Origin of the sequence: Novosphingobium oxfordense (genome assembly GCF_044029435.1) — a bacterium.
Classification (GTDB): domain Bacteria; phylum Pseudomonadota; class Alphaproteobacteria; order Sphingomonadales; family Sphingomonadaceae; genus Novosphingobium.
This window is the reverse complement of the sequence record NZ_CP147008.1, coordinates 390,851-416,215: the sequence shown is the minus strand read 5'-3', so window position 1 is coordinate 416,215 and position 25,365 is coordinate 390,851. Positions and strand designations below refer to the sequence as shown.

The 25,365-nt window shown below is 64.0% G+C and carries 24 protein-coding genes; 16 read left to right on the top strand and 8 right to left on the bottom strand.

The genetic code is table 11. The annotated features are described in order from the left end of the window. Positions 1–83: 83 nt before the first annotated feature. Genes paoA through paoC form a run of 3 tightly spaced genes read left to right on the top strand, consistent with a single transcriptional unit; the run spans position 84 to position 3,903 of the window. Positions 84–761 carry an aldehyde dehydrogenase iron-sulfur subunit PaoA gene (gene paoA, locus WBP07_RS24850; RefSeq protein WP_395397758.1) on the top strand — a complete coding sequence of 226 codons (678 nt, stop codon included), beginning with the start codon at positions 84–86 and terminating at the stop codon, positions 759–761. Next, positions 758–1,708: an FAD binding domain-containing protein gene (locus WBP07_RS24845; protein ID WP_395397757.1), complete on the top strand. Its 951-nt coding sequence runs from the start codon at positions 758–760 to the stop codon at positions 1,706–1,708. The genes paoA and WBP07_RS24845 overlap by 4 nt, the downstream gene beginning before the upstream one ends. After that, a complete protein-coding gene (paoC, locus tag WBP07_RS24840; RefSeq protein WP_395397756.1) occupies positions 1,705–3,903 on the top strand; it encodes an aldehyde oxidoreductase molybdenum-binding subunit PaoC in 2,199 nt (732 codons plus the stop codon). Before WBP07_RS24845 ends, paoC begins: the two co-directional genes overlap by 4 nt. Positions 3,904–3,943: 40 nt before the next feature. Here the strand turns inward: paoC and WBP07_RS24835 are convergent, their stop codons facing one another. Continuing rightward, positions 3,944–4,132, bottom strand: coding sequence for a ComEA family DNA-binding protein (locus WBP07_RS24835; RefSeq protein WP_395397755.1), 189 nt, complete (start codon positions 4,130–4,132; stop codon positions 3,944–3,946). Positions 4,133–4,189: 57 nt separating this feature from the next. Beyond that, the gene (locus tag WBP07_RS24830; RefSeq protein WP_395397754.1) at positions 4,190–4,399 is read right to left on the bottom strand and encodes a hypothetical protein; all 210 of its coding nucleotides are present in this window, start codon (positions 4,397–4,399) and stop codon (positions 4,190–4,192) included. Positions 4,400–4,593: 194 nt separating this feature from the next. On the opposite strand from WBP07_RS24830, the gene WBP07_RS24825 reads away from it, so the two are divergent. Both WBP07_RS24825 and WBP07_RS24820 read left to right on the top strand, forming a co-directional pair. Further along, complete coding sequence (locus tag WBP07_RS24825) at positions 4,594–4,857, top strand: DksA/TraR family C4-type zinc finger protein (protein WP_395397753.1); 264 nt, start codon at positions 4,594–4,596, stop codon at positions 4,855–4,857. After that, positions 4,854–5,501 (top strand): alpha-ketoglutarate-dependent dioxygenase AlkB, encoded by a 648-nt coding sequence (locus tag WBP07_RS24820; protein WP_395397752.1) that lies wholly within the window; start codon positions 4,854–4,856, stop codon positions 5,499–5,501. The genes WBP07_RS24825 and WBP07_RS24820 overlap by 4 nt, the downstream gene beginning before the upstream one ends. Here WBP07_RS24820 and WBP07_RS24815 read toward each other — a convergent pair. The 6 genes from WBP07_RS24815 to WBP07_RS24790 all read right to left on the bottom strand — a co-directional run bounded on the left by WBP07_RS24815 (position 5,498) and on the right by WBP07_RS24790 (position 9,388). Continuing rightward, positions 5,498–6,067 (bottom strand): transcriptional regulator, encoded by a 570-nt coding sequence (locus WBP07_RS24815; protein ID WP_395397751.1) that lies wholly within the window; start codon positions 6,065–6,067, stop codon positions 5,498–5,500. The two genes, WBP07_RS24820 and WBP07_RS24815, sit on opposite strands and share 4 nt — an antisense overlap. A gap of 156 nt (positions 6,068–6,223) precedes the next feature. Further along, complete coding sequence (locus tag WBP07_RS24810) at positions 6,224–7,162, bottom strand: hypothetical protein (protein ID WP_395397750.1); 939 nt, start codon at positions 7,160–7,162, stop codon at positions 6,224–6,226. Beyond that, entirely contained in the window at positions 7,155–7,625 is a 471-nt protein-coding gene (locus WBP07_RS24805; protein WP_395397749.1) for a nuclear transport factor 2 family protein, read from the bottom strand. Before WBP07_RS24805 ends, WBP07_RS24810 begins: the two co-directional genes overlap by 8 nt. Before the next feature lie 216 nt (positions 7,626–7,841). Next, entirely contained in the window at positions 7,842–8,045 is a 204-nt protein-coding gene (locus WBP07_RS24800; RefSeq protein WP_395397748.1) for a hypothetical protein, read from the bottom strand. A gap of 133 nt (positions 8,046–8,178) precedes the next feature. After that, complete coding sequence (locus WBP07_RS24795; RefSeq protein ID WP_395398242.1) at positions 8,179–8,592, bottom strand: lipocalin family protein; 414 nt, start codon at positions 8,590–8,592, stop codon at positions 8,179–8,181. Positions 8,593–8,803: 211 nt separating this feature from the next. Next, entirely contained in the window at positions 8,804–9,388 is a 585-nt protein-coding gene (locus WBP07_RS24790; protein WP_395397747.1) for a hypothetical protein, read from the bottom strand. Positions 9,389–9,721: 333 nt separating this feature from the next. On the opposite strand from WBP07_RS24790, the gene WBP07_RS24785 reads away from it, so the two are divergent. From WBP07_RS24785 to WBP07_RS24735, 11 genes are all read left to right on the top strand, one after another. After that, positions 9,722–11,650, top strand: a complete 1,929-nt coding sequence (locus WBP07_RS24785) for a methyl-accepting chemotaxis protein (protein ID WP_395397746.1) — start codon at positions 9,722–9,724, stop codon at positions 11,648–11,650. 23 nt (positions 11,651–11,673) lie between these two features. Continuing rightward, positions 11,674–13,062 carry a chemotaxis protein CheW gene (locus tag WBP07_RS24780; protein ID WP_395397744.1) on the top strand — a complete coding sequence of 463 codons (1,389 nt, stop codon included), beginning with the start codon at positions 11,674–11,676 and terminating at the stop codon, positions 13,060–13,062. A 2-nt stretch (positions 13,063–13,064) separates the two neighbouring features. Beyond that, positions 13,065–14,177, top strand: coding sequence for a chemotaxis-specific protein-glutamate methyltransferase CheB (cheB, locus tag WBP07_RS24775; RefSeq protein ID WP_395397743.1), 1,113 nt, complete (start codon positions 13,065–13,067; stop codon positions 14,175–14,177). Next, positions 14,170–15,021: a CheR family methyltransferase gene (locus tag WBP07_RS24770; protein ID WP_395397742.1), complete on the top strand. Its 852-nt coding sequence runs from the start codon at positions 14,170–14,172 to the stop codon at positions 15,019–15,021. The genes cheB and WBP07_RS24770 overlap by 8 nt, the downstream gene beginning before the upstream one ends. Further along, a complete protein-coding gene (locus WBP07_RS24765) occupies positions 15,021–16,988 on the top strand; it encodes a chemotaxis protein CheA (RefSeq protein WP_395397741.1) in 1,968 nt (655 codons plus the stop codon). The genes WBP07_RS24770 and WBP07_RS24765 overlap by 1 nt, the downstream gene beginning before the upstream one ends. Then, positions 16,985–17,248 (top strand): hypothetical protein, encoded by a 264-nt coding sequence (locus tag WBP07_RS24760; protein ID WP_395397740.1) that lies wholly within the window; start codon positions 16,985–16,987, stop codon positions 17,246–17,248. Before WBP07_RS24765 ends, WBP07_RS24760 begins: the two co-directional genes overlap by 4 nt. A 40-nt stretch (positions 17,249–17,288) precedes the next feature. After that, the gene (locus WBP07_RS24755) at positions 17,289–17,672 is read left to right on the top strand and encodes a response regulator (protein ID WP_395398241.1); all 384 of its coding nucleotides are present in this window, start codon (positions 17,289–17,291) and stop codon (positions 17,670–17,672) included. After that, entirely contained in the window at positions 17,669–18,316 is a 648-nt protein-coding gene (locus tag WBP07_RS24750; RefSeq protein ID WP_395397739.1) for a chemotaxis protein CheX, read from the top strand. The genes WBP07_RS24755 and WBP07_RS24750 overlap by 4 nt, the downstream gene beginning before the upstream one ends. Then, positions 18,313–20,259, top strand: a complete 1,947-nt coding sequence (locus WBP07_RS24745; protein WP_395397738.1) for a PAS domain-containing protein — start codon at positions 18,313–18,315, stop codon at positions 20,257–20,259. The genes WBP07_RS24750 and WBP07_RS24745 overlap by 4 nt, the downstream gene beginning before the upstream one ends. Positions 20,260–20,581: 322 nt before the next feature. Further along, positions 20,582–23,170: a putative bifunctional diguanylate cyclase/phosphodiesterase gene (locus WBP07_RS24740; protein ID WP_395397737.1), complete on the top strand. Its 2,589-nt coding sequence runs from the start codon at positions 20,582–20,584 to the stop codon at positions 23,168–23,170. A 126-nt stretch (positions 23,171–23,296) separates the two neighbouring features. Then, complete coding sequence (locus tag WBP07_RS24735) at positions 23,297–25,333, top strand: AsmA family protein (protein ID WP_395398240.1); 2,037 nt, start codon at positions 23,297–23,299, stop codon at positions 25,331–25,333. The last annotated feature ends 32 nt before the right edge of the window (positions 25,334–25,365 follow it).

Sequence of the window (25,365 nt, the reverse complement as noted above, 5' to 3'; positions counted from 1 at the left end):
AAATTCAGCGCGATGCGTTATCGTGATGATGGACGGGCTTTGGCATCCCGGTGCGACACTTCCTGGTGGGATAAGGACGGGCAATGAACGAAACTTCGGGTGAAGCTGCGCTTTTCGAGGTATCAAGGCGCGCGGTTCTGGCGGGCGGCGCGGCAAGCGTCGGGATTTCCGCCATCCCATCCGTCGCGGAAGGAGCGACACCCATGGCACAGCAACCACCGACGATGGCGGTTTCCTTCAAGGTCAACGGTCAGTCACAGGCGCTCAAGGTGGATACGCGCACCACGCTGCTGGACGCGCTGCGCGACCATATCGGCCTGATGGGAACCAAAAAGGGGTGCGACCATGGGCAGTGCGGCGCCTGCACGGTGCTGGTGAACGGCACGCGGATAAATTCCTGCCTCAGCCTTGCGGTCATGCACGAAGGCGATGCCGTGACGACGATCGAGGGGCTGGGCACGCCGGAGGAACTGCATCCGATGCAAGCGGCTTTCATCAAGCATGACGGATTCCAGTGCGGCTATTGCACGCCGGGGCAGATCTGCTCCGCCGTGGCGGTGCTGGAAGAGATCCGGGCGGGTATTCCCAGCCACGTTCAGGGCGATGTCGGCAGTGCACCCGAAATGACCGTGCTCGAAATGCGCGAGCGGATGAGCGGCAATATCTGCCGCTGCGGGGCCTATTCGAACATTGCGGAGGCCATGGCGGAAGTCGCCGGCGTCCGGATTGCGGAAACCCATGGTGCGGAGGCCGAAGCATGAAGGCCTTCACATACGAGCGCGCGAAGACGCCGGCGGCGGCCGCCGCTGCCGTAGCCGCGCACAAGGGTGCCAAGTTCATCGCTGGCGGTACCAACCTGCTGGACCTGATGAAGCTGGAGATCGAGACGCCGACGCACCTTGTCGACGTGCAGGACCTCGGCCTCGATCGGATCGAGGAGACGAAGGATGGCGGCCTGCGGATCGGCACGTTGGTCAGCAACACTACGTTGGCGGCCGACCGGCGGGTGCGCAAGGACTATGGCGTGCTTACCCGCGCCATCGTCGCCGGCGCATCCGGCCAGTTGCGCAACAAGGCGACGACCGGTGGCAATCTGCTCCAGCGCACCCGCTGCCCCTATTTCTATGACACCAACCAGGCCTGCAACAAGCGCAAGCCGGGTTCGGGCTGCGCGGCGATCGGCGGTTTCAGCCGCCAGTTGGGCGTGATCGGCACCAGCGACGCCTGCATCGCCACCCACCCCAGCGACATGGCGATCGCGCTGCGTGTGTTGGATGCCCAGGTCGAGACGGTCGACGCGGCCGGCAAAGCCCGCAGCGTGCCGATCGGCGAATTCCACCGCCTGCCTGGTGATACCCCGCATGTCGAAAATGGGCTCCAGCCCGGCGAACTGATCACCGCGGTCACGCTGCCCAAGCCGCTGGGCGGGCGGCACTTCTACCACAAGGTGCGGGACCGGGCTTCCTATGCCTTCGCGCTCGTTTCGGTGGCGGCGGTGCTGAACGAGGACGGCAGCGGCCGGGTCGCTTTCGGTGGCGTGGCCCCGAAGCCATGGCGGGTGGAGGCGGCCGACGGGCAACTCGGAAACGGTGCCGGGGCGGTGGTGAAAACGGCCTTTGCCGAAGCGCGGCCCACGCATGAAAACGCCTTCAAGGTCACGCTGGCCGAACGCACGCTGGCGGCCCTTATCGCGGAGAACCGGGCATGAAGTTCGACACGCCTGCGGGCACCAATCCGATCGACGCCATGAAGGTCATCGGCCAGGCGGTCGACCGCGTGGACGGCAAGCTCAAGACCACCGGGAAAGCGCCCTACGCCTACGAGCACGGAGACGTTCCGGCCAGGCCCGCCTATGGCTACGTAATCGGTGCCGGGATCGCCAAGGGGCGGATCGCCTCGTTCAATGCCGAAGAGGCGCGGCGGATGCCGGGCGTGCTGGCGATCGTCTCGGCCGAGAATGCGCAGCCGCTTGGCAAGGGCAACATGAACACTGCCAAGTTGCTCGGTGGCCCGGATGTCGATCACTATCATCAGGCCTTGGCCGTGGTGGTTGCAGAGAGCTTCGAACAGGCGCGCAGCGCCGCGAATGCCGTGCGGATCACTTACGACCGTGGACAGGGACGCTTTGACCTCGTCAAGGAGAAGCCGGGCGCGCAGCCGTTGACCGGTAACGATGCCGATACCCATGTCGGCGACTTTGCCGGGGCCTTCGCCGCGGCGCCGGTGCAACTGGACCAGACATATACGACGCCCGACCAGAACCACGCGATGATGGAGCCTTTCGCCACTATCGCCTGGTGGGAGGGGGATGCGCTGTCGCTATGGACATCGAACCAGATGATCGCATGGAACAAGCGCGAACTGGCCGCGACCTTCCAGATGCCGCCGGAGAAAATCCATGTCCGTTCCCCCTTCATCGGCGGCGGTTTCGGGGGCAAGCTGTTCCTGCGCGCCGATGCGGTGATGGCCGCTTTGGGGGCCAAGGCCTGCGGCAGGCCGGTCAAGATCGCGATGCCGCGCCCTCTCATGCTCAATAATGCGACGCACCGCCCGGCGACGATCCAGCGCATTCGCCTGGGCGCAACGAAGGACGGCAAGCTTACGGCCATCGGTCACGAAAGCTGGTCGGGCGACTTGCCCGGCGGCGGCCCGGAATCGGCGACCCAGCAGACCAGGTTGCTCTATGCCGGTGCCAATCGCCTGACCGCCCTGCGGCTGGCCGAACTCGACTTGCCCGAAGCCAATGCCATGCGCGCGCCGGGCGAGGCGCCGGGGTTGATGGCGCTGGAGATCGCCATCGACGAGATGGCCGAGAAACTGGCCATGGACCCGGTGAAATTTCGCGTACTCAACGACACCCAGGTCGATCCCGAGCATCCGCAGCGTCCCTTCTCCCAGCGCAATCTGGTGCGCTGCCTGGAAGATGGCGCCGCGCGTTTCGGCTGGAACCGGCGCAATGCCAGGCCCGCGCAAGTGCGCGAGGGGCGGTGGCTGATCGGCATGGGGGTCGCGGCGGCATTCCGCAACAACATCAACATGACCTCGGCCGCGCGGGTGCGGTTGGCGAGCGACGGCATGGTCACTGTCGAGACCGACATGACCGATATCGGCACCGGCTCCTACACGATCATCGCCCAGACCGCGGCGGAAATGATGGGCCTGCCGGTGGAGAGGGTGCGCGTGAAGTTGGGGGACTCCTCGTTCCCGGCTTCGGCAGGTTCCGGCGGCCAGTGGGGCGCGAACAGTTCGACCTCGGGCGTCTATGCGGCCTGTGCGAAGCTGCGTGAAATGGCGGCGCAGCGGCTGGGCATGGACCCGCAGAGTGCGCAGTTCGCCGATGGCGAGGTTCGCGCGGGCAATCGCTCGGCGGCGCTGGCTGAAGCGGTCACGGACGGCGAACTCGTGGCCGAAGAGACGATGCAGTGGGGCGATCTTGGCAAGAGGTTTCAGCAATCGACCTTCGGTGCGCATTTTGCCGAAGTGGCGGTGGATTCCTATACCGGCGAGGCACGGGTGCGGCGCATGCTGGCGGTCTGCGCAGCCGGGCGCATTCTCAATCCCAAGACCGCGCGCAGCCAGGTGATCGGCGCGATGACCATGGGCGTCGGCGGCGCGCTGATGGAGGAACTGGCCGTCGACAAGCGCTTCGGCTTCTTCGTCAATCATGACCTTGCCGGATACGAAGTGCCGGTCCACGCCGACATTCCGCATCAGGAAGTCGTGTTCATCGATGAGGCGGACGACAAGGTTTCACCGATGAAGGCGAAGGGCGTGGGCGAACTCGGCCTCTGCGGTGTGGGCGCGGCCGTGGCCAATGCGGTCTACAATGCCACCGGCGTGCGGGTGCGGGACTATCCGATTACGCTCGACAAGTACCTCCACGCGTTGCCGGAGATCGCCTGACGGAAGGGAAGCATCGGGCATCGGCATCATCGCCGCAGGCTCAGTGCTCTCCGACCGTCAGTGCATCGTCGTAATCGACTTTGCCGGCCAGCCCGGGCACTTCCTCAAGCTGTCGCAGTTCGGTGAAGCGGCCGCGCTCCTCGCGATAGCGCACGATTTCGAAGCCATGCCCCTTGAGGCAGGCGACCGTGTCCAGTTCCTCCGCAGTCGCACCGTTCACGTCGATCAAGTCGTTTCTCTCCATCGTGGGGACCTTTCATCGGCGGCTTTCGCCGCGCCCGGTGGATCAGCCGGCACCGCCGGTGGTCTGCGTGTTCTGACCCGGATTGAGCCGCTCATCCTCCTTGTCCGGATGGAGTTCGGCTTCCCGGGCGCGATCGGAATTGTGATTGGGCACGCCCTTGGGTGGCTTGCCGTCGCGGTTGGTCCACCGACCGTCCGGGGTGGAAGCGGTGCCGGTGATATCGCGCGCGTCTTCGGGTTCGTATTCGGGCATGGGACCTCTCCTTTGCCGATATAAGCCCGGACCGGGCGAACGCGTTCCATGAAGGGCGCCGGAGAGGGCGGAGCCTTCGGTGAGCGGATAATGTCCGGATGCTCAAACCCGTCTCCGCGACGCTTTTGCGGCGAACGCGGCCCTGGATGAAATCCGGCCGGGGCTTCCTATCTCCTGTATCGAGGAGCAAGCCCATGGCGAATGGTTGGGCGCCCGATGGCGCCGTTCAGGATCAGATCGAAGACAGTCTCAACGATGCGGTCGCGGCGGCGAGGGCGTCCATGCCCAAGGGCGAGGGGCTGGACGAATGCGAGGTTTGCGGAGAGCCTATCCCTGAAGGGCGGCGCAAGGCCGTGCCAGGTGTGCGCACTTGCGTGGCCTGCCAGTCCAGGCGCGAGCAACGGCCTGTCTATTCGGCGATAAACCGCCGGGGCAGCAAGGACAGCCAGCTACGGTGAGCCGTTCGAACGCGGGCGTGGACATGGTGCAAGGCCAATCGCCAAGGCAACTCGATCTGTTTGGGGCGCCTCCGGCCACGTCTGAAGGGAAACCCACCGGCCTCGAAAGCTGGGAGGAGGTCGTTTCCCCGGCAGAGGAACGCGAACTGATCGCGCGGATCGATGCCAGTGCCCTGAAGCCATTCCGCTTCCAGGGCTGGTTGGGCAAACGCCTGACGTGCTCATTCGGGTGGACGTACGACTTTGATTCAGGACGGGCCGAGCGAGGGGAGCCCATTCCCGATTGGCTGGTTCCGGCACGGAACCTGGTGGCTGGCCGTTTGGGCCTTGTGCCTGAGGTTCTGGAGCAGGCCTTGCTGATCCGCTACGATCCCGGAGCCACGATCGGCTGGCACAAGGACCGGCCGATGTTCGGGGATGTGGCGGGCCTTTCGCTCGGCAGATCGGCACCGCTGCGTTTCCGACGCCGAACGGAGCATGGGTTTTCGCGCTTCACCCACGAAGCCTTGCCGCGCAGCCTCTACCTCCTCTCCGGCGAAGTTCGCCATTGTTGGGAACATAGCATCGCCGAACTCGATGGCCCCAGATGGTCGATCACATTCCGCAGCCTTGCGTCCGGCTCCCGGAGTGCTGAACGCACCTAATTGCCGGCTTCGGCCGCCATTTTTGTGGCCATTGCCTTTACGTCCAGCCAGCGCCGCCATTCCGCCTGGGCATCGGGCAAGGCGCGGTGCGCACGAGGCATGCCGGCCGGAACTTCGGTACGGGCAAGGATATCGGCGACCAATGCGGAGAGTTCCGCGCCGGTGACGACATCCTGCAGGATTGCCTCTGCCGCTTCGCGAAAGGCATCGTCACTGTCGCGCAGCCTCAGCGCGTGGCGAGGCTGCCCGGCAGCGCGCAGCAGTGTGCTGAGCCATTTGCCGTCCCAGCTAGGCGCGCTGGCAAGCAGGTCATGGCCTGCCAGGCGTGCCATCATGCGGGCGGCGACCTCTTCCAGCGCCGTGCCGTCGCTGATCAGGGTTTCGTGGGGAATGCCATGGATCGCTTCCGCCTCGGCAGCCCAATCCGTCCAGTTCGGGGCGGGGCGGATGAGAAACGTTTCAAAGCTGCCGTCCTCGAACACCCAGGCGACCTCGATCGGATGGCTTCGCTGGGCCAGCGACGATGCTTCGAAATCGAGGAACGCTTTCGGACGGATTTCTGGCACGATTCTGCTTTCGCGGGGGGAAGGACTATCTTTCCTTCGACATCGCCGAGAATGAAGGGAAACGCCATAGCTGGATAGCCCACGCCGCGTTCAATCGTGAGCCGGATTAGATTGCCGGCTTGAGCGGAATTCGGCGAGTGCCGTGGGATCGCCCCGTCAAGCTGCGCCCAGCCTGACTTCGCCGCGTGCAATGTGGCGAAAGTTTTGCGCGGAATAGAACTCCTGATTATCGCCCCAGAACCGCTCGCCCGCGACATCCCATTCGAGGAGTGACCAGATGACGGTGTGATCGGTGTAGCCTGTAAAGATCAGGCCGGGATCGATCCGCCCCGTTGCCGCGATCGAGCGGCCAGCCCTGTCTGTCGCCTCGAACGATACCAGTGAAGGACCATGCTCGCCGTATTCGAGCACGGTGCGTTTTCCCGAAGCTATCGAACTCGGAATGTCGTCGAACATAAGGAAGCCGCCGACCGTAGCCGTTTCGCGGGCATCGCCCATGCAAAGCGCCAGAAAGCTCGCTCCCTTGCCAATTCCCCAGAAATACCCGCCCGTAGGCCAGATTTCCGTATCGTAGGGGCCGGATGAACCGTCACGCATCGACCAGCAATCGACGTTGAACGTCTCATCATTGCAGCGAATGGTTCCTGTCATGCGTCCGGGCTGCTCAAAGTGAAATGCAGCAGCGGCTTGCTGGGTAGGGTCGTCGCTTTCCATCAGGTGAGCGGGGGAGACGGCTTGCCACAGCAAATCCATTTCCGTCCCATCCTTGTCGTATCTGATCCGATAGCTCTGCATCGGCACCAGCACCTTCACGGACAGGGAATTGCGCAGGGTTACGTCGTATTTGCTTGCGTCCGCGGGTATCGCCTGGAGGTGGCTCCAGCCGTAATGGAGGCAATTCCATTGATAGCGCCCGGAAGGGTCCCAGAGGATCGGGCCACCGATCTGCAGGCCCATGTTGTGGCGGAAGCAATATTGAATGATCCCGTGCAACCGCTTCTCCGGAATCGATAGCGAAAACCAGACGTTTTCGTTCCAATAAGGATTGTCGGTGCGGTCGGCGGCGAAACGATCTGCCCGGTGCAGCTCAGTCATGGGCATCTCCGGTCAGCGGATCGTCGATCGGCCACTCGATATCCATGCTGAGGCGGGTCAGCGTAAGCGTATCGATGCGCCAGAAACCGCCTTCGCGCCGATATGTCTCATGGTAGTGCCCGCGGCCGAGAATGCTCTTCCATCCCTGCTTGGGGTGCCGATCCTGCCACGTGATCACGTCCTGCATGGCCCAGATGGCCGAGGCGGTGTTCTCGTCGATGATCTCGATCTCGCTGGTCAGGCCTTGTTGGCACGAGATTGACGTTTCCAGGCTATGCCTCAGGCTTGCTGCATAATGGGCGCCGCCTTCGGAATAGATTGCCCCGTCGGGTGTCATGACCCGCATCCCTTCGGTGAATACCGAGGGAAGCTCATCCCAGAGCTTGCAGTCCATGCACCGGAAATACTTCGCTTTGAGATTGCGGATTTCCGCGATTGCCTCAAGCCGCGCGATCCTGTCCAATCTTACCCTCCGAAGCTGGAATTCCGCAGAAATCCTTTTTGTGGGCAGATCGATCGTCGAAGGCGAGGCAGGACCGCAAGGAGGAATGCCGTTAAAGCACCATCAGACCAGACAACGATGCCGGGTATTCCGCCAAGGTCAAAACCGGAAAGTCGACATGTTCGGCATCGATCACGCATCATCGCTGCGGGTGGGGGGCAGGTCCTTCAGTTCCCCCTATGCGGCACATCGCAAAGGTTTAGCGCCATCGCCATCAAGGTCGCGCATCCAGCTGCCAATCTGATCGGTGATCGCGCCGTGCAAGGCTTCCAGTCGCTGGATTTCAGCCGGCGAGGCCGCGCCGCCGGCTTCCAGTTCCGCAATCACTCGTTTCAGGCGTTCCTGCTCGGCGCGAAGGAGGCTGAACAATTTTTCGGCCATGGTCAGCCCTCACGATGATCAAGTGTGCGCATTACAGGGATAATGTCGTCAAGGCGGATTGGTTCCGACAGGTCTTGCAGTCTTTTCCAGCCGGGCGGGAGCGGCCGCATCGTTCGGCCTTGTGCGGCGTGCTTTATTGCTGGGTCTTGCGCACAAGCGACCAGTCGTAACCCAGCGCCTTGGCCCGCGCTTCCAGTTCGGAAAGCAGTTGGACGCCGGGTCGCGCTTCCCGCGTGAGCACCCAGAGATAACGGCCGGAGGGTTCGCCCACGATCGACCATTCGTAATCGTCGCCGTGGTCGAGCACCCAGTAGTTGCCGTAGAACGGGCCGAAGAACGAAACCTTGAGCTTTGCGTTCGTGGCCGTGTCAACGGTTTTGGCTTTCCCGTTCGACTGCTTCCAATTGCTGCCTCTTCGGCCGCGGTTGACGACCTGCACGGTGCCGTCGTTATTGAGCGAATAGTCCGCCGTGACGCCGTCCATGTCCTTCTGGAAGGAGGCTTCGTATCGGTATTGCTCATACCAGCGTCCCATATACCGCGCGATGTCGACTGACTTATCCGGCTGTGGAACCGATTTGTTGCTGACGGGACCCAGTCTCGGGGTCGCGATCCAGGCGCAGACTATCAGTGTTGCACCGAGTAGGGCGAAGGCGATTCTGGTTTTTCGCATGATGGCTTCCGTTATAAGCGGCGTGGGCAACCGGGTTCCACCGGCGCCCACACCGCTTGCCCAACTCTGCTGCTATTCGGCAAAATCAGGGGTGCAGATCGCGCAGGCGCCCGCCTATTGCGCCGGCCGCGCTTGCAATGAACGCGCCGACCAGCAGCGAGAGCGCGGTAAACCCGGCGAAGGCGGCGCCCGCCTTGCGCGCGGCGTCTGCTGCTTCCCGCGTAACGACGACGGTGGTGTCAGGAGCGGCGGCGGTGCTCATCAAGGCCCCGGCCATCACTGCCACAAGCGCCAGGATGACGGTTGCGGTTGCCCAGGCAAGAAAGCCGTGCGCCGTATCCCGAAAGAAGACTTCGTCGGTGTGGAGCCCGGTCCAGCGCGTGCGCAACCGGCCCGAGAGATAGCCACCCGTCAGGGCCGAAAGCCATTGGGTTACGATCAGCCATATTCCCGTCCCGATCGCGAAGGTGGACGCTTTTGCTCCGAGCCCGGGCCATGGCGAGATTGTCGCCAGCCCAAGGGCGGAACCTAGCGCGAGCAAGCTCAGGGTGATGGCGATGGCGCCCACGGTCCCTCCGAAAATCGCGGACCAGGACATGGCGGAGCCATCCGAACCTGCTGGTGCGCCGTTGGGATAGAGCGCCGGATCGACGTTGCTGTATGGGGTCATCGCCATTCTCAGTGCCACAGGAGCAAAAGGATAAGGATGATCGGAAGTGGAATGCCGAGCAGCCAAAGCAAGATGCCTTTTCCCATGATTCCTCTCCATCTGTTCGATAACGTATGACTGCAAAACGGACCGTGCGATCAGTGGTTCCCGCGCCTTTGCGATGGTGATGATGCGATGGGGCTCAGACGCCCGGGTGTTTGCCTGGCTCGACAACCGGGTTACTATCGGTTGAGGCCGAGGTCTGATTTTGGAACCCGGCAATTGAGGGGCCACTAGCGGCGCCTCTTTCCATGGCGTAAGCCAACAGGCGTTGTCACAGAATCGAGGGAAACAATGGCGCTGGTAAAGAAATCGACCCTCGGATCCCGCGCCAAATCTCCGGAGACGCCTTCGGCCGCGTCAACCGCGCATGCTTCTGCCAAGGCGCCGGTGCAGTCGCGCCGTCGCAGCCGGGCCAAGGCGCCGATCTCGGCGGTCGACCGGGTCAATGAGACCACGCAGGATCTGGCGAGCAGCCTGGGCGAAGCATCGGCGGCAGCAGCGCAGCTGCAAAGAGCGATGGACCAGATTTCCAGCGGAGCGGAGGAAGCCGCCGGTGCCGTGCAGGAATCGCTGGGCCTTATCGCCGCGCTGGGTACCAGTTTCCGCGAGGCCCGGGTCCGTGCAGAAAGCTCCAAGCGTCAGGCGGAAGCGGTGCAGGGCAGTTTCACCGACATCAGTGCGGAGATCGTCGCCTCCGTTTCCGCCATAGAGCTGAGCGCACAGCGCCAGTTGGCAGCGGCCGGGCTGATGATGACGTTGGAGGAGGCTGCTACCCGGATCGTCGGAATTGGCGCGAACGTGGTTGACGTTTCCGATCAGACCAGCCTGCTGGCGCTCAACGCTGCGATCGAGGCCGCCCGCGCGGGAGATAGCGGCGCGGGCTTCTCGGTCGTGGCTGACGAAGTTCGCCTGCTGGCGGAAAACTCCGAAGCGCGGGCAAACGAGGTGCGGGAACTGGCGGCCGGGATCGGCGAGGAAGTCGTGCGGATTGCGGAGCGGGTGCGGGCGGCCTCCAACGCGGCGACCAGTGAAACCCAGTCCGGGCACCAGGTCGTCATTCGCCTGCGATCGGCGTCGGAGGATCTGCAGTCGCTTGCACGCGGGGCGCAGGAGATTCTGGAGAACGCCATCGAGGCGGAACGCGCGATGCGGGAAGCCGAGCGGGGCGCAGAACAGATCGCCCGCACGGCGGAGGAACAGTCTGCAGCCGCCGCCGAAGCGCAGCAGGCCGTGGAGCAACAGACCATTTCGCTGGATGAGAGCCAGCAGACGGCGGAGGCGCTGGGCGAACTTGCCGAGCGGCTGCAGGACGGCGATGTCGAGAGGGCTGCGGTCGGAGTGGCGGCCGCGGCCGAGCAGCTTTCCGCGACCATCCAGGAACTGTCTGGCGCCTCGGGGCAGATTCTGGTCGCGCTGGAACAGGTCAGCCGCGGCACGCATATCCAGGCTTCGGCGACGATTCAGGCCAATGCGGCAATGTCCCAGATCGAGCGGGCTGCGGAAATCGCGCAATCGCGCGCGCAATTGGCGGACGGCGCCATCGACGGCATCGTCGGCTCGGTGCAGGAAAGCCGGCAACTGGTTCAGCGGTTGGCAGAGGGCGTGGGCACCGCGCTTGGCGAAGTGAACGGCGTGCTGGGCCTCTATGCCGTGCTGGGCGAGACAAGTCGCCGGATCGAGCGGATGGCGGACAATCTGGCACTGATCGCCGTTCAGACGAGCATGCTGGCCGTCAGCGGCGCGGTCGAAGCGACGCGGGCCGGCGAAGCGGGGCGGGGGTTCGCCACCGTGGCGGCCGATATCCGCAAGCTTTCGCGAGAGGCTGCAGAGAGTGCGGAACGCACCAAGGATTCCGCGCGGGAGATCCAGGATCAGATTGCATCCGTTCGCCGCGATCTCGAACAAGTGGTGGGTGCGGCCGAAACGGAAGTGCGGCGCAACCGGGCGATGATCGATCGCTTCGGGTTGGTGATTCAGGATCTGGACGCGGTTCGGGCCGTGAATGGCGCCATCCTGACCGGGACCGAAGACATGTTGCGATCCGTGCGCGAGGTCAAGGGCGGCACGGACCAGATCGCGCAGGCTGCGGATCTGGCTGCGACTGCGGCGCGGGAAGCCAGCTCTGCCGCGCGCCAGCAGGCGCAAAGCGCGGAGTCGCTGGCAGCCTCCATCGAAGACATTGCCTCTATCGCCGGCGCACTGGCCGCCGGGGCAGCCTGAGCGCGGTGGCGAAGGCCTCTGCCTTGGCAGAACGGATGCTGGCGTTCAGCGTTGGCGAACGGCAACTGGGCTTGCCGGCCACTCTGGTGCGGGAAATCGCGCCGCCGGCCCGCCTCTCGCGGGTCCCGCACGGGCCTGACGCGCTGCTGGGGCTCGCCAATTTGCGCGGCATCGTGGTTCCGGTTCTTTCGGTAGCGCGCCTGCTGGGCGAGCCGGATGTGGAGACCGGCCGCATCATCGTGGCAGATCTGGACGGGCCGATCGGGCTTGCCGTCAGCGCGGTTGCGCGGCTGACGGGGGATGAAGCTGTGCAGGACCTGTCCAGATTGGATATCGCCGCGTTGTTGAAACGCGCCGTTCCCGAACGCCGCGCGCCTGCGGCCGCGCACGGTCTTGCCCGGATGGGGGAGGATAAGGTTGCGGATCGGGCGGTGGAGGGGGGCACGCACGCGCTTGTCGCGTTCCTGGCGGGGGGACAGGACTTCGCTCTTCCTCTCGACTCGGTGGAGGAAGTGGTCCGCGTGCCGGTCGACATTACCGTCATGCCGCACGCGGACGCTGCCGTAGTGGGAACGATGGCTCTGCGACGCGAAGTGCTGCCCTTGCTGTCGCTCACCGCACTGCTGGGCCTTCGCGAAGGAGAGAGGACCTCGGCAGCACGGGTCGTCGTGGTGCATGTGGGCACTCACCGCGTCGGCCTTGTGGTCGAAGGCATGAAGGCCATCGAGCGGGTGTCGGAATCGCGGATCGATCTTGTTCCCCAAGCCCTAAAGCGCGGCGGTGAAGCGCAGATCCAGGCGATTTGCCGAATGGACGATGGAACCCGGTTGCTCTCCGTGCTTTCCTGCGATCAGCTGCTGCGCGAGGATGTGACCGCGCGGCTGCTGCAAACCGCTTGCGAGGACGATGAAGACATGGAGAGCGGCTCGACCGTGCAGCAAGGGGAGCGTTTCGTGCTTTTCCGCATCGGTCAGGACCGTTTCGCCTTGCCAGTCGGTGAAGTGCAGGAAATCGCCGGCTTGCCCGAACGCCTCGCACCGCTACCCAAGGCGCCCGCCTTCGTGAAAGGGCTGATGAGCGTGCGGGGCGAGGTCATTCCCGTTATCGATCAGGTGCAGCGTTTCGCCGGCTCGGCTGCCGCCCCAAGTGGCAAGCCGCGTGTCATTGTGGTTCGCATCGGGTCGCTCACGGCGGGTTTCATCGTCGATGCCGTGTCGGAACTGGTCGAAATTCCCGAAGCGAACCTTCGGGAAGCGCCGGACCTTGGCAGCGAGGAGGCGCGCGTTTTCGATAGGGTCGCGCAATTGGCGGGAAGCGACGATCTGGTGCTGGTGGTCGATCCGCAAGCGCTGCTCGATCGTGCCGAGCGCGATCTTTTGACGAGCCTCAGCGCGAAGGTTTCGAAGGCCTGACCGTGACGAAATTGCTGGTCGTCGACGATTCCGCGCTCATGCGGCGCCTTTTAAGCGATATCTTCGGTGCGACCGGCGAGTTCGATGTCGCGACCGCGCGGGGCGGGGCGGAAGCCTTGCAGTTGCTCACCGAATTCGAGCCGGACGTCATCACGCTGGACATCCATATGCACGATATGGATGGGCTGACCTGCCTCGACCGGATCATGGTGCTGCGTCCTTGCCCCGTCGTCATGGTCTCATCGCTGACTAGCGAGGGGGCGGAAGAAACGCTGGAGGCGATGAGCCTGGGCGCCGTCGATTTCGTGGAGAAGCCACGGGGGGCGCTCTCGCTGGAGATCGACGCCATTGCGGACGATCTGGTCGATAGAGTGCGCGCAGCTGCGAAAGCGCATGTCTCGCGCGCTTCGCGCCTGCGTGAGCGGGTTCGCGCTCTTCAGACCGGCAGGCGGGCAAATGCGCCCCGTGAAGACGCTGGAACGTCGGTTTCGTCGGGCTTCCGGCCGTCTGCCACCATCATGGCGGATCCGATGCAGGAAACCGGTGTGGTGCTGGTGGGATGCTCGACCGGAGGGCCGCCGGCGCTGGACGCGCTCCTTGCCGACTTGCCCGGGGATTTTCCGTGGCCGGTGGTGATCGCCCAGCACATGCCGGGCAGCTTTACCGGGCCTCTTGCCCGCAGGCTGGACCGTATCGGGCCCCTGGCTGTCCAGGAAGTGACCCGGACCACGCGGCTGGTTCCCGGCAACGCCTATATCGGCAAGGGCGATGCGGACCTGATCGTGTCGCGCCGGACCGGGAACCTCGTCGCTTTGCCTGCACCTTCCAGCGCCGCGCATTTCTGGCATCCGAGCGTCGACCGCCTGGTCGAAAGCGCCATCCGGGTCGTTGCACCCGAAAGGCTGATTGGCGTGTTGATGACCGGTATGGGGACGGATGGAGCCTCGGCCATGGCCAGATTGCACAAGTTGGGTGGCCAGACCATTGCCGAGGCGGAAAGCACGGCGGTGATCTGGGGCATGCCCGGCGCGCTGGTGGCCAGGAACGGTGCGTCTTGTGTGTGCCCGCTCGACGCGATTGCCGAAGAACTTGCGAAACGTGTCTCCGGTGACTGACGGGCGAGGCGCCTCGCGCGCGGACGTGCCGCTCACAAGCGTGGAAATCGCCCGCGTCGGGGATTTGCTGTACCGCTGGACGGGCATGATTTTCGGTGAGAACAAGCGCTATTACATCGAGCGACGGATCGCCGACCGGATGGGCCGGACCGGGCTTTCCAGCGCCGCCGAATACATTGCCCTGCTGGGCAGCCATCTCGAAGAGCGTGAGGCGCTGATCAATGCCTTCACGATCAACGAGACCTATTTCTACCGCGAAGAGCATCAGCTGGCGGCCCTATCGAACGATATCCTGCCCGAACTCGTGCGCGTGCGCCGGCCAGGCGACCTCGTCCGCATATGGTCGCTGCCCTGCTCAACCGGGGAAGAGCCTTATTCGATCGCCCTGTGGCTGCTTGAAAACTGGGGGCTGGTGGATGCCTACAATATCGAGATCGTCGGATCGGATATCGACACGCAGGCTTTGGCCAAGGCGCGGGAAGGGTACTTTGCGGAACGATCGCTGGCGCGCCTGCCAACGACGGTGAAGCAGGCCTATTTCGAGGCAGAGCACCGGCACCGGCGCCGCATCATCCAGGACATTCGCGAGTCCGTGCGGTTTTCACCGGCCAATATCGTCGATTCCGCCGACATGGCCCGGCAGGGCAAGTTCGACGTCATTCTCTGCCGCAACCTGCTTATCTATTTCGACGATGCGGCGCGCCTGATGGCGGCGAACAATATCCATGACTGCCTCAACCCCGGCGGCTTCGTTTGCCTGGGGCACAGTGAATCGATGGGGCGGATTTCCAACCGGTTCACGCTCACTCGCCTTCCCGACGCAATCGTCTATCGTCGCGACTGATGGACGACATGCTCGAACAATTCCTGATCGAGGGCCGCGATCTCGTCGCTCAGGCGGGACGGGACCTTGCCGCGCTGGCGGCGGATCCGGCCGACCATGCGCATATCGACAGCGCCTTTCGCACCGTCCATACCCTGAAGGGTTCGGTCTCCATCTTCGCGATGACGCCGGCCGAACGAATGCTCCATGCCGCGGAAGACCTTCTCGATCGGGCGCGCAGGGGGACTGGCGTGCTGGACGCGGATGCTATCGCCGGACTCTTGGGCTGTATCGATCAGACCGACCGATGGATCGACGACATGGAGGCCACGGGCAGCCTGCCGGCCGATGCCGAGGAGGTCGGCCTGGCTGCGATGGCGCGATTGCCATCGGCAGGTGGCGGGCCGTCGGTGCCCTCTCAGAACAGCCTTGCGTCCGACGCGCCGGAGAAGGCCGGGGCGGAGTGGCTTCGCGCGCTGCAATCGCGTGAAAGCGCGGCCATTGCCGATGCCGCCCATGCACTGACCGCCTTTCGCTACGTTCCCGATGCGGATTGCTTCTTTCGTGGCGAGGACCCGCTTGCGATCGTTGAGGGTGTGCCGGAACTCGTCTCGCTGGCGGTGTCGCCGGCCGCGCCGGAATGGCCGGGCATAACCGCGCTCGAACCGTTTACCTGTTTCAGCGTGCTGGAAGGATTGAGCACGGCATCTGACGAGGCGCTTCGCAGCGCTTTTCGCCTCGTGCCCGGTCAGGTCGAATTCGCCCGGATTCCCGTTGCCCCGGCGGAGGCTGGCACAGGCCGTTCCGCGCTGGAACCGCAATCGCCCTCCGGTACTTATTTGCGCGTGGAGGGCCGCCGTCTGGACGCGCTGGCCGACGATCTGGGGGATTTGATCGTGGCGATCAACGCGCTGGGGCCTATTGCCGAAGAAGCGCAGCGGCTGAACCCGGCGCTGGCTGCGCGCCTGCGCGGCGCTCACCTTGCGATCGAGCGGGCCAACGGCAAGCTGCGCCGCGATCTCGGCGCTGTCCGTCTGGTCCCCCTGGCGCCGGCCCTGCGGCGCCTACCGCGCCTGGCGCGCGAAATCGCAGAGAGCCTAGGCAAGAGCATCGACCTCGTGATCACGGGGGATAAGCTGGAGGTGGACAAGCAGATCGCGGACGGTCTGTTCGAACCGCTGCTCCACCTCGTGCGCAATGCCGTCGATCACGGGATCGAGGCGCCCGATGCCAGACGAGAGGCGGGCAAGGACGAGCGCGGCCGGATCGCGCTGGGTTTTCGGCGCGAGGGAGACCGGATCGCCGTCACGCTCAGTGACGATGGTGCCGGCATGGACCCGGACAGGATCCGCCGCACCGCGGTGGAGCGCGGACTTCTCACGCCCGAAGCTGCGGACGCTTTCGACGACGGCCATGCGCTAAGGCTGATATTTCGGCCGGGCTTTTCTACCACGGTTGCGGTTTCGCAAGTCTCCGGGCGCGGCGTGGGAATGGACATCGTGCAAAACGCGGCCGAGGCGATGCGGGGTACGATCGCGGTCGAGAGCTGGCACGGGCGCGGTACGAACTTCCATATCAACTTGCCGGTCAGCGCGCTCACCACGCCCTTGCTGGTCGTCGAAGTGGCGCAGGAGCGGTATGGGCTGGCGCTGGAACAGGTGGTGGAGACCGTGCGGATCGATCGGTCCGCTTTGCTACCCGTCGGTGGCGGCGTGGCCTGCGTCTTGCGCGACAGGACCATTCCCGTGCTTCATCTGGGCAGTCTGCTGGAAACCGAGCCGTGCGACGGCTTGCACGCGCGCCTGGTCATTACCCGCATTCGCGATGAAGCGGTGGCGTTGCAGGTCGATGGGTTTGGGGAGCGGATCGATGCCGTCCTCCGCCCGCCCGGCCGCATGCTGGCGGCGATGCGAGGAATAATGGGATCGGCGTTGACGCCGGAGGGCGATGTCCTCGTCGTGCTGGACATTCCGGAGCTGGTGGCATGACGGTGAGGCTGGATAGCGGTCGCATCGTGCTGGAAGGACGATGCGGCGCCGAAGATGCGGAGGATCTGCTGGGTGCGCTGGAAACGCAGCCAGACGGGCCGGTCGACCTGGCAGGGGTGACGCGCGTGCACTTTGCCGTCGTGCAGATTCTGTTTGCGCTGAGTCCTGCAATCCTCAATCTCCCCGAAGAGTGCCCGCTCGCTGCCGATCTGCTTGCCCCCCTGGCCGTTGCCGACCACGGTGAAACCACGTTCCCATGACAAGCCGGACCGCCGCAGGCGGCCGCTTTCGGAGTTGCATATGTCCGTTACCGTTCTGATCGTAGATGACAGCAAGCTGGCGCGGATTGTCGCCGGCAAGGCACTGGCCGAACTTCAGCCCGAATGGACCAAGGTTGAGGCGGGAAGCGCCGCTCAGGCCCTCGAAATCATTGAGGAAACGGTGCCGGATCTGGCGCTGATAGATTTTAACATGACAGAGAAGGACGGCCTAGAACTAGCAAGCGAGTTGCGCGTTCTCCTTCCCGACATGCCTATCGCCATCATCACCGCGAATATCCAGGACGAGATCGTCGCACGTGCGCGTGAGATCGGCGCCGGCTTCGTATCGAAGCCTGTCACGGCAGACGCGCTCGAACCGTTTCTCTCCGGCGCGGCCCTGCGCTTCCGGTCCAAGCGGGCATGATCCCCGACACCCTCGTCCTTGCGGAGCTTGAGCGCGACGCGCTGACGGAGATCGTCAACATCGGCGTCAGCCGCGCGGCATCCAGTCTGCGCAAGATGATTGGTGAGCAGGTTCTGCTCTCCGTCCCCTCGATCGAGGTTGTGAGCCAAACGCGCGCCGCGCGCCTCATCAGCGAGCGGGAAGTCAGCGATCTGGTGGCGGTGCGGCAGGACTTTACAGGCCCGTTTTCAGGGCGGGCGCTGCTGATCTTTCCCGAGACGAACAGCCTCGAACTCGTCCGCGCGGTGACCGGGGACGAGCTTTCGCCGGAGGACATCCTGGAAATGGAACTGGAGGCGCTTGCCGAAACGGGCAACGTGATCCTCAATTCCTGCCTGGCGACGATGGCGAACATGCTAAAGCGATCGCTGACGATGACGATACCCGAAGTGCTGCGCGGCACCGGCGCCAGCCTCTTCGAAGCGAACGATCATGGCGAGGGCGACGGGCTGGTACTGTTCCTCTACATCGATTTCGCCGTCCGGCGCCGCGACATCCGCGGATATATCGCCATGATCATGGACCTTCCGTCGCTCGCGACGCTGAAGGACTTGCTTGGCGAATTCATCGAGCGCGTGGTGGGTGAGGATAGCGCCGGGGTATGAGCGATTCGAGCATCAGCTTGCTGCCGGTCGCGCCTGGTGCCAGCGGAACGTGGGACTGGGATATTGCAGCCGATCGCTTGACCGTCGATGCGTGCTTCGCCGAACTCTATGACATCGACTCGGAGGAAGCCGCCGCCGGCCTGCCGACCGGCGCGTTCTTCAAGGCGATCCATCCGGACGACCGGCCAAGGATGCGCATTGCCGTGGCGGGCATTCTGGCTGGGGCGGAGTTCTTCTCGAAGGAATTCCGGGTCATCGCCCCCGATCGGGCGATATTGTGGATGCATGCGCGCGGGCACGCCCACTTCGATGAAAACGACGCGCCCGTCCGGTTCACGGGACTGCTTGTAGACGTTACGGAGCGCAAACGGACCGAAGAGCGACTGCGCGTGGCGCAATCGGCCGGCGGGATCGGCACATTCGAATATATCGATGGATTTGCGACGGCTGCCGTGTCGGACGAGTTTTGCTGGCTTCTGGGCCTGCATCCCGCGCCGATACTGCCGGTTCAGACGATCAACAGCGTTCGACTTGGCGATGGCGACCGCATCATTCCCGACCCGGGTGACGCCATGACGGGCGACAGCATTGATGCGGAATTCCAGATTGCGCGCCGCGACGATGGCAGACACCGTTGGATAGCGCGGCGCGGGGAAATAGCGCGAGAAGGTACGGGATATCGCCTGATCGGGGTGATTTACGACATCACCGCCGCCAAGGAACAGGAGGCGGCGCTACGCGAGCTTAACGATAATCTGGAATCGCGTGTCGAACAGGAAGTGGCCATTCGCCGCCAAGCCGAAGAGGCGCTGAGGCAGGCCCAGAAGATGGAGGCGATCGGCCAGCTGACCGGCGGCATCGCGCATGATTTCAACAATCTGCTGATGGCGATAACGAGCAGCCTCGAACTTCTGCGCAAACGCGCCTCTCTCGATGAGAATGCGCTTCGTCTCATCGACAATGCTAAGCAGGGCGCCGATCGGGGTGCTGCGCTCACACAGCGTATGCTGGCCTTTGCCCGCCGGCAGGACCTCTCCACCGAACATGTCGACGTGCAAACTCTTGTGACGGGTTTCCGCGAACTGATCGAAAGGACGCTGGGGCCGCCGTGGCGACTGGAGCTGGCGATCCCGGCGGGATTGCCGCAGGTTCTGGTGGATACGAACCAGCTGGAAATGGCGCTGCTGAATCTGGTGGTGAACGCGCGAGATGCGATGCCTGCGGGGGGATCGGTTTGCATCGAGGCCTGCCTGAAGCAGGTTGCCCATGGCGAGATGACCGACCTTCCGGCGGGATCGTTCGTCAAGTTGGCCGTCGTTGATACGGGGCACGGCATGGACCGCGAAACGCTTGCCCGCGCGACCGAGCCGTTTTTCACGACCAAGGGCGTTGGCAAGGGAACCGGCCTTGGCCTCTCGATGATCCACGGCTTTGCCAAGCAGCTTGGCGGAGGCTTCATGATCGAGAGCATTCCGCAAGAGGGAACGACGGCGACGCTCTGGATTCCCGTTGCCCAATCGGCCGCGACGGCACCCGCCCCGTCGACCGCAAATATCCCCGCTCCGATTGCAGAGCGAAAGCTGAAAATCGTGGCGGTGGATGATGATGGCCTGATCTTGATGAATACTTCCGCGATGCTGGAGGATTTGGGCCACCAAGTGTTCGAAGCCCATTCGGGGCAGCTGGCGCTCGACCTGTTGCGAAAAATTCCGGATGTCGATTTGCTGATTACCGATCAGGCGATGCCCAACATGACTGGAACCCAATTGGCCGATCTGGCCACCGAATTGCAGTCGGGCTTGCCGATCATCCTGGCCAGCGGCTACGGCGAATTGCCCGAGGGGGCCCAGCAGCGCATGGTCAAGCTGGGCAAACCGTTCAGCCAGCGCGATCTGGAACTGGCCATCGAACAGGCGATCGGTTCGAGTGCGCGGTCATCCTGAACGGGGGCGATAGTCCGGCACGAGCATGGAAACGGCGCAGTCGGAAGCAAATACGGGAACTGTGGAACACCTCCGGCCTTTAACGGATTAAAACGGCCTGCCTTGTTAACCGCTGAGACGGCTTTCAGGCGCATCATGCCGCTATAATGCGTAGATGGACCGAGGATGTGGTGTGCTACCTACCGGGCTAGGCCAGGAGGCGATGCTCAAGGCGAGATATGGCGATCTGCGTGCGCAGATACCGCTTATGTACGGGTTGATCTTTGTCGACGCGTGTTTTCTTGCTTTGGCAACATACGGAAAAGTATCGAATACTTTGACGATGGCGGTGCCGGCGCTGCTTTCTGCGCTGATCGGGTGCCGTGCGCTGATCTGGCTGGCGCGCCGCCGCAAGGAGGTTGGCGCGGCCCAGATCCGGCGGTATCTGGCCGGTGTCGTCGTCGCTTCGGTCCTCATCAGCTCGGCTTTTGGAAGCTGGGGGCTGATCTTGATGGAACTGGTGGAGCCGAGCCGCACGACCGCGATCGCCTTGTATGTGTTTCTGGGCGCGATCAGTTGCTGCTATTGCCTTCAAGCCCATCCTGTCGCCGGGCGACTGGTGCTGCTTTGCGGGGCGCTTCCCGTCACCGCGCGCCTGATTTTCTCCCAGGACATCTATCTCACCGGCATAGGACTGACGTTTCTTGCGGCGGCGTGCGTGATCCTTCGCATGCTGGCCAATTCTCATGCCACGTTCCAGGCAGCGATCCTCGCTCGGGCGGAGATGACGCTGTTGATCGAGCAACTGCAGTCGACGCAGGAGCACTATCGTCATTCGGTCGAGCTGAATCCGCAGATACCCTGGATCGCGGATGCGCAGGGCGCCATTATCGAGGTCAGTCCGCGCTGGTCGCGGTCGACCGGGCTCAGCTCTGCCGAGGCACTGGGATGGGGCTGGACCGAAACGGTTCACCCCGACGATCTGCCGCTGGTGCGAGAGCGGTGGAATGCGGCGCTGCTTCTGCCGGACGGCACCGATGTCGATTTGCGCTATCGTCTGCGGCAGGGCGATGGCGGCTTTCGGTGGTTTCGCGCCCGGGCGCTGCCGCGCCGCGACGCGCAGGGGAACGTCCAATGCTGGTACGGGACCCTGGAGGATATTCACGACCAAGTGCGGGGCGAAGAAGCCCTTCGGCTGAGCGAGGAGCGCTATCGCCTTGCCTCGCTAGCCACCAACGACATCATCTGGGACGTCTCCCTGACAAGCGACCGCATCGAATGGAGCGGTGCCGCCGCGACTGTCCTGGGATATCCGGAGGCGCTTGCGGGAACCTGCCGTAATTGGTGGGTCGAACGCATTCACCCGGATGACCGGGATTGTGTGCTTGCGCGGTTTTCGCAGTTGGATGACCCCGATGTCGTGCAGTGGGTCCAGGAATTCAGGTTCCTGGCGGGCGATGGCACTTATCTGGATCTCGCCGGCAGAGGGCACGTGGTGCGCGGCGGCGACGGGCGCCCCGTACGGCTGATCGGTTCGCTTCAGGACGTGACCAGTCAGAAGCGCTACGAAGACAAGCTACGGTGGGCGGCCAACCATGATTCACTGACCGGTCTGCCAAATCGCCGCCTGTTCGCCGATCGGCTGGAAGCAGCGCTTTGCAATGCCGCGGCGGCGGGAACGCAAGTGCGGCTGCTCGTTCTCGATGTCGATCGCTTCAAGGCCACCAACGACAATCTGGGCCACGACGCAGGCGATGCCTTGCTGCGGGAAATCGCCGCACGGCTGATCCGGTGCGCGCCCGTATCGGCGACGGTGGCGCGCTTGGGAGGAGACGAATTCGCGATCATCCTGCCCGAGCAGAATCTCGACGATACGGGCGCTAGACTGGCCAACGAATTGCTCACCGAAGCGGGGCGGGCGGTGTTCTTCCGGGGACGGCGGCTCGACATCAGTTTGAGCGCCGGCTCGGCCGTGGCGTTTCGCGACGGCCAGGATTCCGAGGAACTGCACAAGAGCGCCGACCTTGCCCTTTACGCGGCAAAGAACGACGGGCCGGGGCGCTTCTATGCCTTCCGAAACGATCTGCGCGAGGCGGCGGAGCGTGAGACGCAGATGCTGTACGATGCGCGGGAGGCCTTGCTGGAAGATCGCGTTGTGGCCTTCTACCAGCCCAAGGTTTGCCTGCGGACGGGCCGATGCGTGGGGTTCGAGGCGCTGCTTCGCTGGCATCATGGTTCCGGCTTGCGCACCCCCGATGCGATTGGCGCGGCGCTTAACGACCCGGACCTGTCCACCAGCCTGACCGATCGCATGCTGGAACAGGTCATCACGGACCTGCGGGCGTGGCGCGATGCCGGCATCGATGCGGGCCGCATCGCCATAAACGGGGCGGAGGGCGATTTCCGCCGGGGCGACTTCGCCGAAAGGATATTGGAGCGCCTCGCCCGCGCGGGCCTTCCACCGCATGTGCTCGAACTGGAAGTGACGGAAAGCGTCTTCGTGGGGCAGCTCGCCCAGAACGTGAGTTCGGCGCTGGACGTGCTGTCGCGGGAGGGCGTGAAGATCGCGCTGGATGACTTCGGCACCGGCTATGCCTCGCTCACGCACCTCAAGCAGTTTCCCGTCGATACGCTGAAGATCGACCGCTCCTTCATTTCGCGACTGGACGATTTCGAGCGGGAGGACGCCGCGATTGTGGGCGCGGTGATCGACCTTGCGCGCAATCTGGGCATCAGCACCGTTGCGGAAGGCATCGAGACGGTCGTCCAGGCGGCGCATCTGGTGCGCAACCATTGCGATTACGGGCAGGGGTTCCTGTTTGGACGGCCCACAGGATCGGCCCATGTCGCCGCACTGCTCGGAAGCTGGAGCCCGACCGCGATCCTGGCCACTATCGACGGGAATGGCGCCGGCGCGCGACGTCGCGGTTGAAGAGGACGCGCGTAATTTTCGATCAGCCGTTCGGCAGCGTCGGTATGCCGGGAACAAAGAGGCTCGCTTGGATGCTTTCTGGGCATCATGGACGCGAAAACCGGCATCTTCAGCGCGCACAGCGAAATGCGGACGAGCCCTGCCTCACCGGCGGCATCTCCTGCCCGCCCCGCTCTGCGGTGGGCGGCCCGTATTCTGCTGGCCGTCATTGGCGTGGTTTTTGCGATCTGGCTGGTCCTTTTCATAACCAAGGGCCGGTTTCTCAAGCATCCGTTCGAGCGCGTCGCCAGTTCGCTGGCCGACCGCAAGATCAGCGTAGCCGGCGATTTCCAACTCTACTTCGCGCCCTTGCGGATCAAGTTTCTGGCCGAAGGACTTCGCGTGGCCAATCCGGGCTGGGCTGGCCGGCCGGACCTGTTCGCGGCCCGGCGAATAGACGCGCGAATAGCGCCGCTGTCGCTGATCTTCGGGCGGCGTCACATCTATACACTCGATCTGGATGGCGGCTCTGCGGATCTGGAGTGGGATGCGCCCCATCGCAGCAATACCTGGACTTTCGGGAAGCCCGGCAGCGGTAAGCCGCTGGAATTGCCCCGCGTCGATCGGGCGACCATAACCGGCACCCGGATCCGCTATGTCGATCCCCGCATGCCGCTGACGGCGGATCTGGAGGTCGACCCCATCGTCTCCAAGGATGCCCGGATCGGCAAGGCCGTTGCCCTGCATGGTGACGGCACGCTGAGGGACACGCCCTTCCGCGTGACCGCGCGGCTGCTTTCTCCCGATGCGACGATCGGTCGCGGTGAGAATGCCCTGGAATTGAGGGCCTGGGCGGCGAACAACGTGATCGACGTATCCGGCAAGCTTCCTTCGATTTCCGATATCGAAGGCGTGCCCTTGCACGTTCGCGCGCAAGGGCGGGATCTTTCGGAACTGCTGGGCATCATCGATGTCGTGATCCCGCAGACGCGCCGTTACACGCTGACGTCGCAGCTTGTGAAGGATGGGACGGACTATCGCTTTACCGGTCTTGCCGGACGGTTCGGCAATTCGGATCTGTCGGGCCGGCTCAATATAGCCAACGGGGATCGGTTGCACATGGATGCGGCGCTGAACACCCGGCAGCTTGATATCATCGATGCGGCGCCCTTCATCGGCTACAATCCCGATATCGTCGCCGCCAAGGGCGCGGTTGCAGCGGCGGCCGCGACCGGCGCTGGTCCGCGCCGCGTGCTGCCCGACGCGCGCTTGCCGGTGGCCGCCATGCAACGCTTCGATGCGACGCTGGACTGGAAGATCGGCGTGATACGGTCCCGCAACGTGCCGGTGCAGAACATCGCCCTCAAGCTTGTTCTGGATCACGGCCGGCTGGCGCTGTCTCCGCTCACCTTCTCCATGGCGCGCGGCAATGTCGCATCCGATTTGATCTTCGATACGCGTCAGCGGCCGTCGGCAGTAAGCTACGACATACGGCTGGCCCGCACGCCGATGGGGCAATTGCTGGCCGGATATGGCGTTGCACAGTCGGGGACCACCGGGACCATCCAGGGCCGTCTGAAGCTGGAGGGCCGGGGCGATACGATCCACGATTCGCTTGCCAGTGCATCGGGCCGTATCGCCGTCGTCATGCCGCGCGGCACCTTGTGGACGCAGAACGCGCAGCTGGCCGAACTGGACATCGGTACTTTCGTGACCAAGATGTTCCAGGGTAAGCTGAAGAAGCCGATCGAGATCAACTGCGGGCTTGTCGGCTTCACCGTTCGCAACGGCACGGCGGCGGCAGATCCGATCCTGATCGACACCAGCAAGAACGTCGTCACCGGACGGGGCGCTTTCAGCTTCGACAGCGAGGCGATCGACATCGCCTTCCGCGCCGATGGGAAGAAGTTCAGCCTGTTTTCAGGCCAATCGCCCGTCAGCGTGCGCGGGAATTTCGCCCACCCCACGCTCGACGTCATCAGCCCCCAGTTGATCGGTCGTGCCGGCGTGGGGCTGGGGCTTGCGGTTGTGGCCACGCCTGCCGCCGGATTGCTGGCCTTCGTCGATATCGGCGATGCCAAGTCCGCCGCCTGCGGCCCGGTTCTTGCCGGTGCGAGTGCCGCCGCGCAGCGCACATCCAAGGGCAAGCCCCGTGACGATGTGGGCATTGGCAAGGCTCACTAGGTCCTGACCCTAAGGTCTGTTTCGATGCGAAG

Bases quoted from the DNA above. Each gene is read 5' to 3' on its own strand.
- WBP07_RS24760 (WP_395397740.1), top strand. From the start codon at position 16,985: ATGACGGTGAGGCTGGATAGCGGTCGCATCGTGCTGGAAGGACGATGC.
- WBP07_RS24785 (WP_395397746.1), top strand. From the start codon at position 9,722: ATGGCGCTGGTAAAGAAATCGACCCTCGGATCCCGCGCCAAATCTCCG.
- WBP07_RS24735 (WP_395398240.1), top strand. From the start codon at position 23,297: ATGCGGACGAGCCCTGCCTCACCGGCGGCATCTCCTGCCCGCCCCGCT.
- WBP07_RS24765 (WP_395397741.1), top strand. From the start codon at position 15,021: ATGGACGACATGCTCGAACAATTCCTGATCGAGGGCCGCGATCTCGTC.
- WBP07_RS24845 (WP_395397757.1), top strand. From the start codon at position 758: ATGAAGGCCTTCACATACGAGCGCGCGAAGACGCCGGCGGCGGCCGCC.
- paoA (WP_395397758.1), top strand. From the start codon at position 84: ATGAACGAAACTTCGGGTGAAGCTGCGCTTTTCGAGGTATCAAGGCGC.
- WBP07_RS24800 (WP_395397748.1), bottom strand. From the start codon at position 8,045: ATGGCCGAAAAATTGTTCAGCCTCCTTCGCGCCGAGCAGGAACGCCTG.
- WBP07_RS24790 (WP_395397747.1), bottom strand. From the start codon at position 9,388: ATGACCCCATACAGCAACGTCGATCCGGCGCTCTATCCCAACGGCGCA.
- WBP07_RS24830 (WP_395397754.1), bottom strand. From the start codon at position 4,399: ATGCCCGAATACGAACCCGAAGACGCGCGCGATATCACCGGCACCGCT.
- WBP07_RS24755 (WP_395398241.1), top strand. From the start codon at position 17,289: ATGTCCGTTACCGTTCTGATCGTAGATGACAGCAAGCTGGCGCGGATT.
- WBP07_RS24825 (WP_395397753.1), top strand. From the start codon at position 4,594: ATGGCGAATGGTTGGGCGCCCGATGGCGCCGTTCAGGATCAGATCGAA.
- WBP07_RS24750 (WP_395397739.1), top strand. From the start codon at position 17,669: ATGATCCCCGACACCCTCGTCCTTGCGGAGCTTGAGCGCGACGCGCTG.
- WBP07_RS24745 (WP_395397738.1), top strand. From the start codon at position 18,313: ATGAGCGATTCGAGCATCAGCTTGCTGCCGGTCGCGCCTGGTGCCAGC.
- WBP07_RS24740 (WP_395397737.1), top strand. From the start codon at position 20,582: ATGGCGGTGCCGGCGCTGCTTTCTGCGCTGATCGGGTGCCGTGCGCTG.
- WBP07_RS24810 (WP_395397750.1), bottom strand. From the start codon at position 7,162: ATGACTGAGCTGCACCGGGCAGATCGTTTCGCCGCCGACCGCACCGAC.
- paoC (WP_395397756.1), top strand. From the start codon at position 1,705: ATGAAGTTCGACACGCCTGCGGGCACCAATCCGATCGACGCCATGAAG.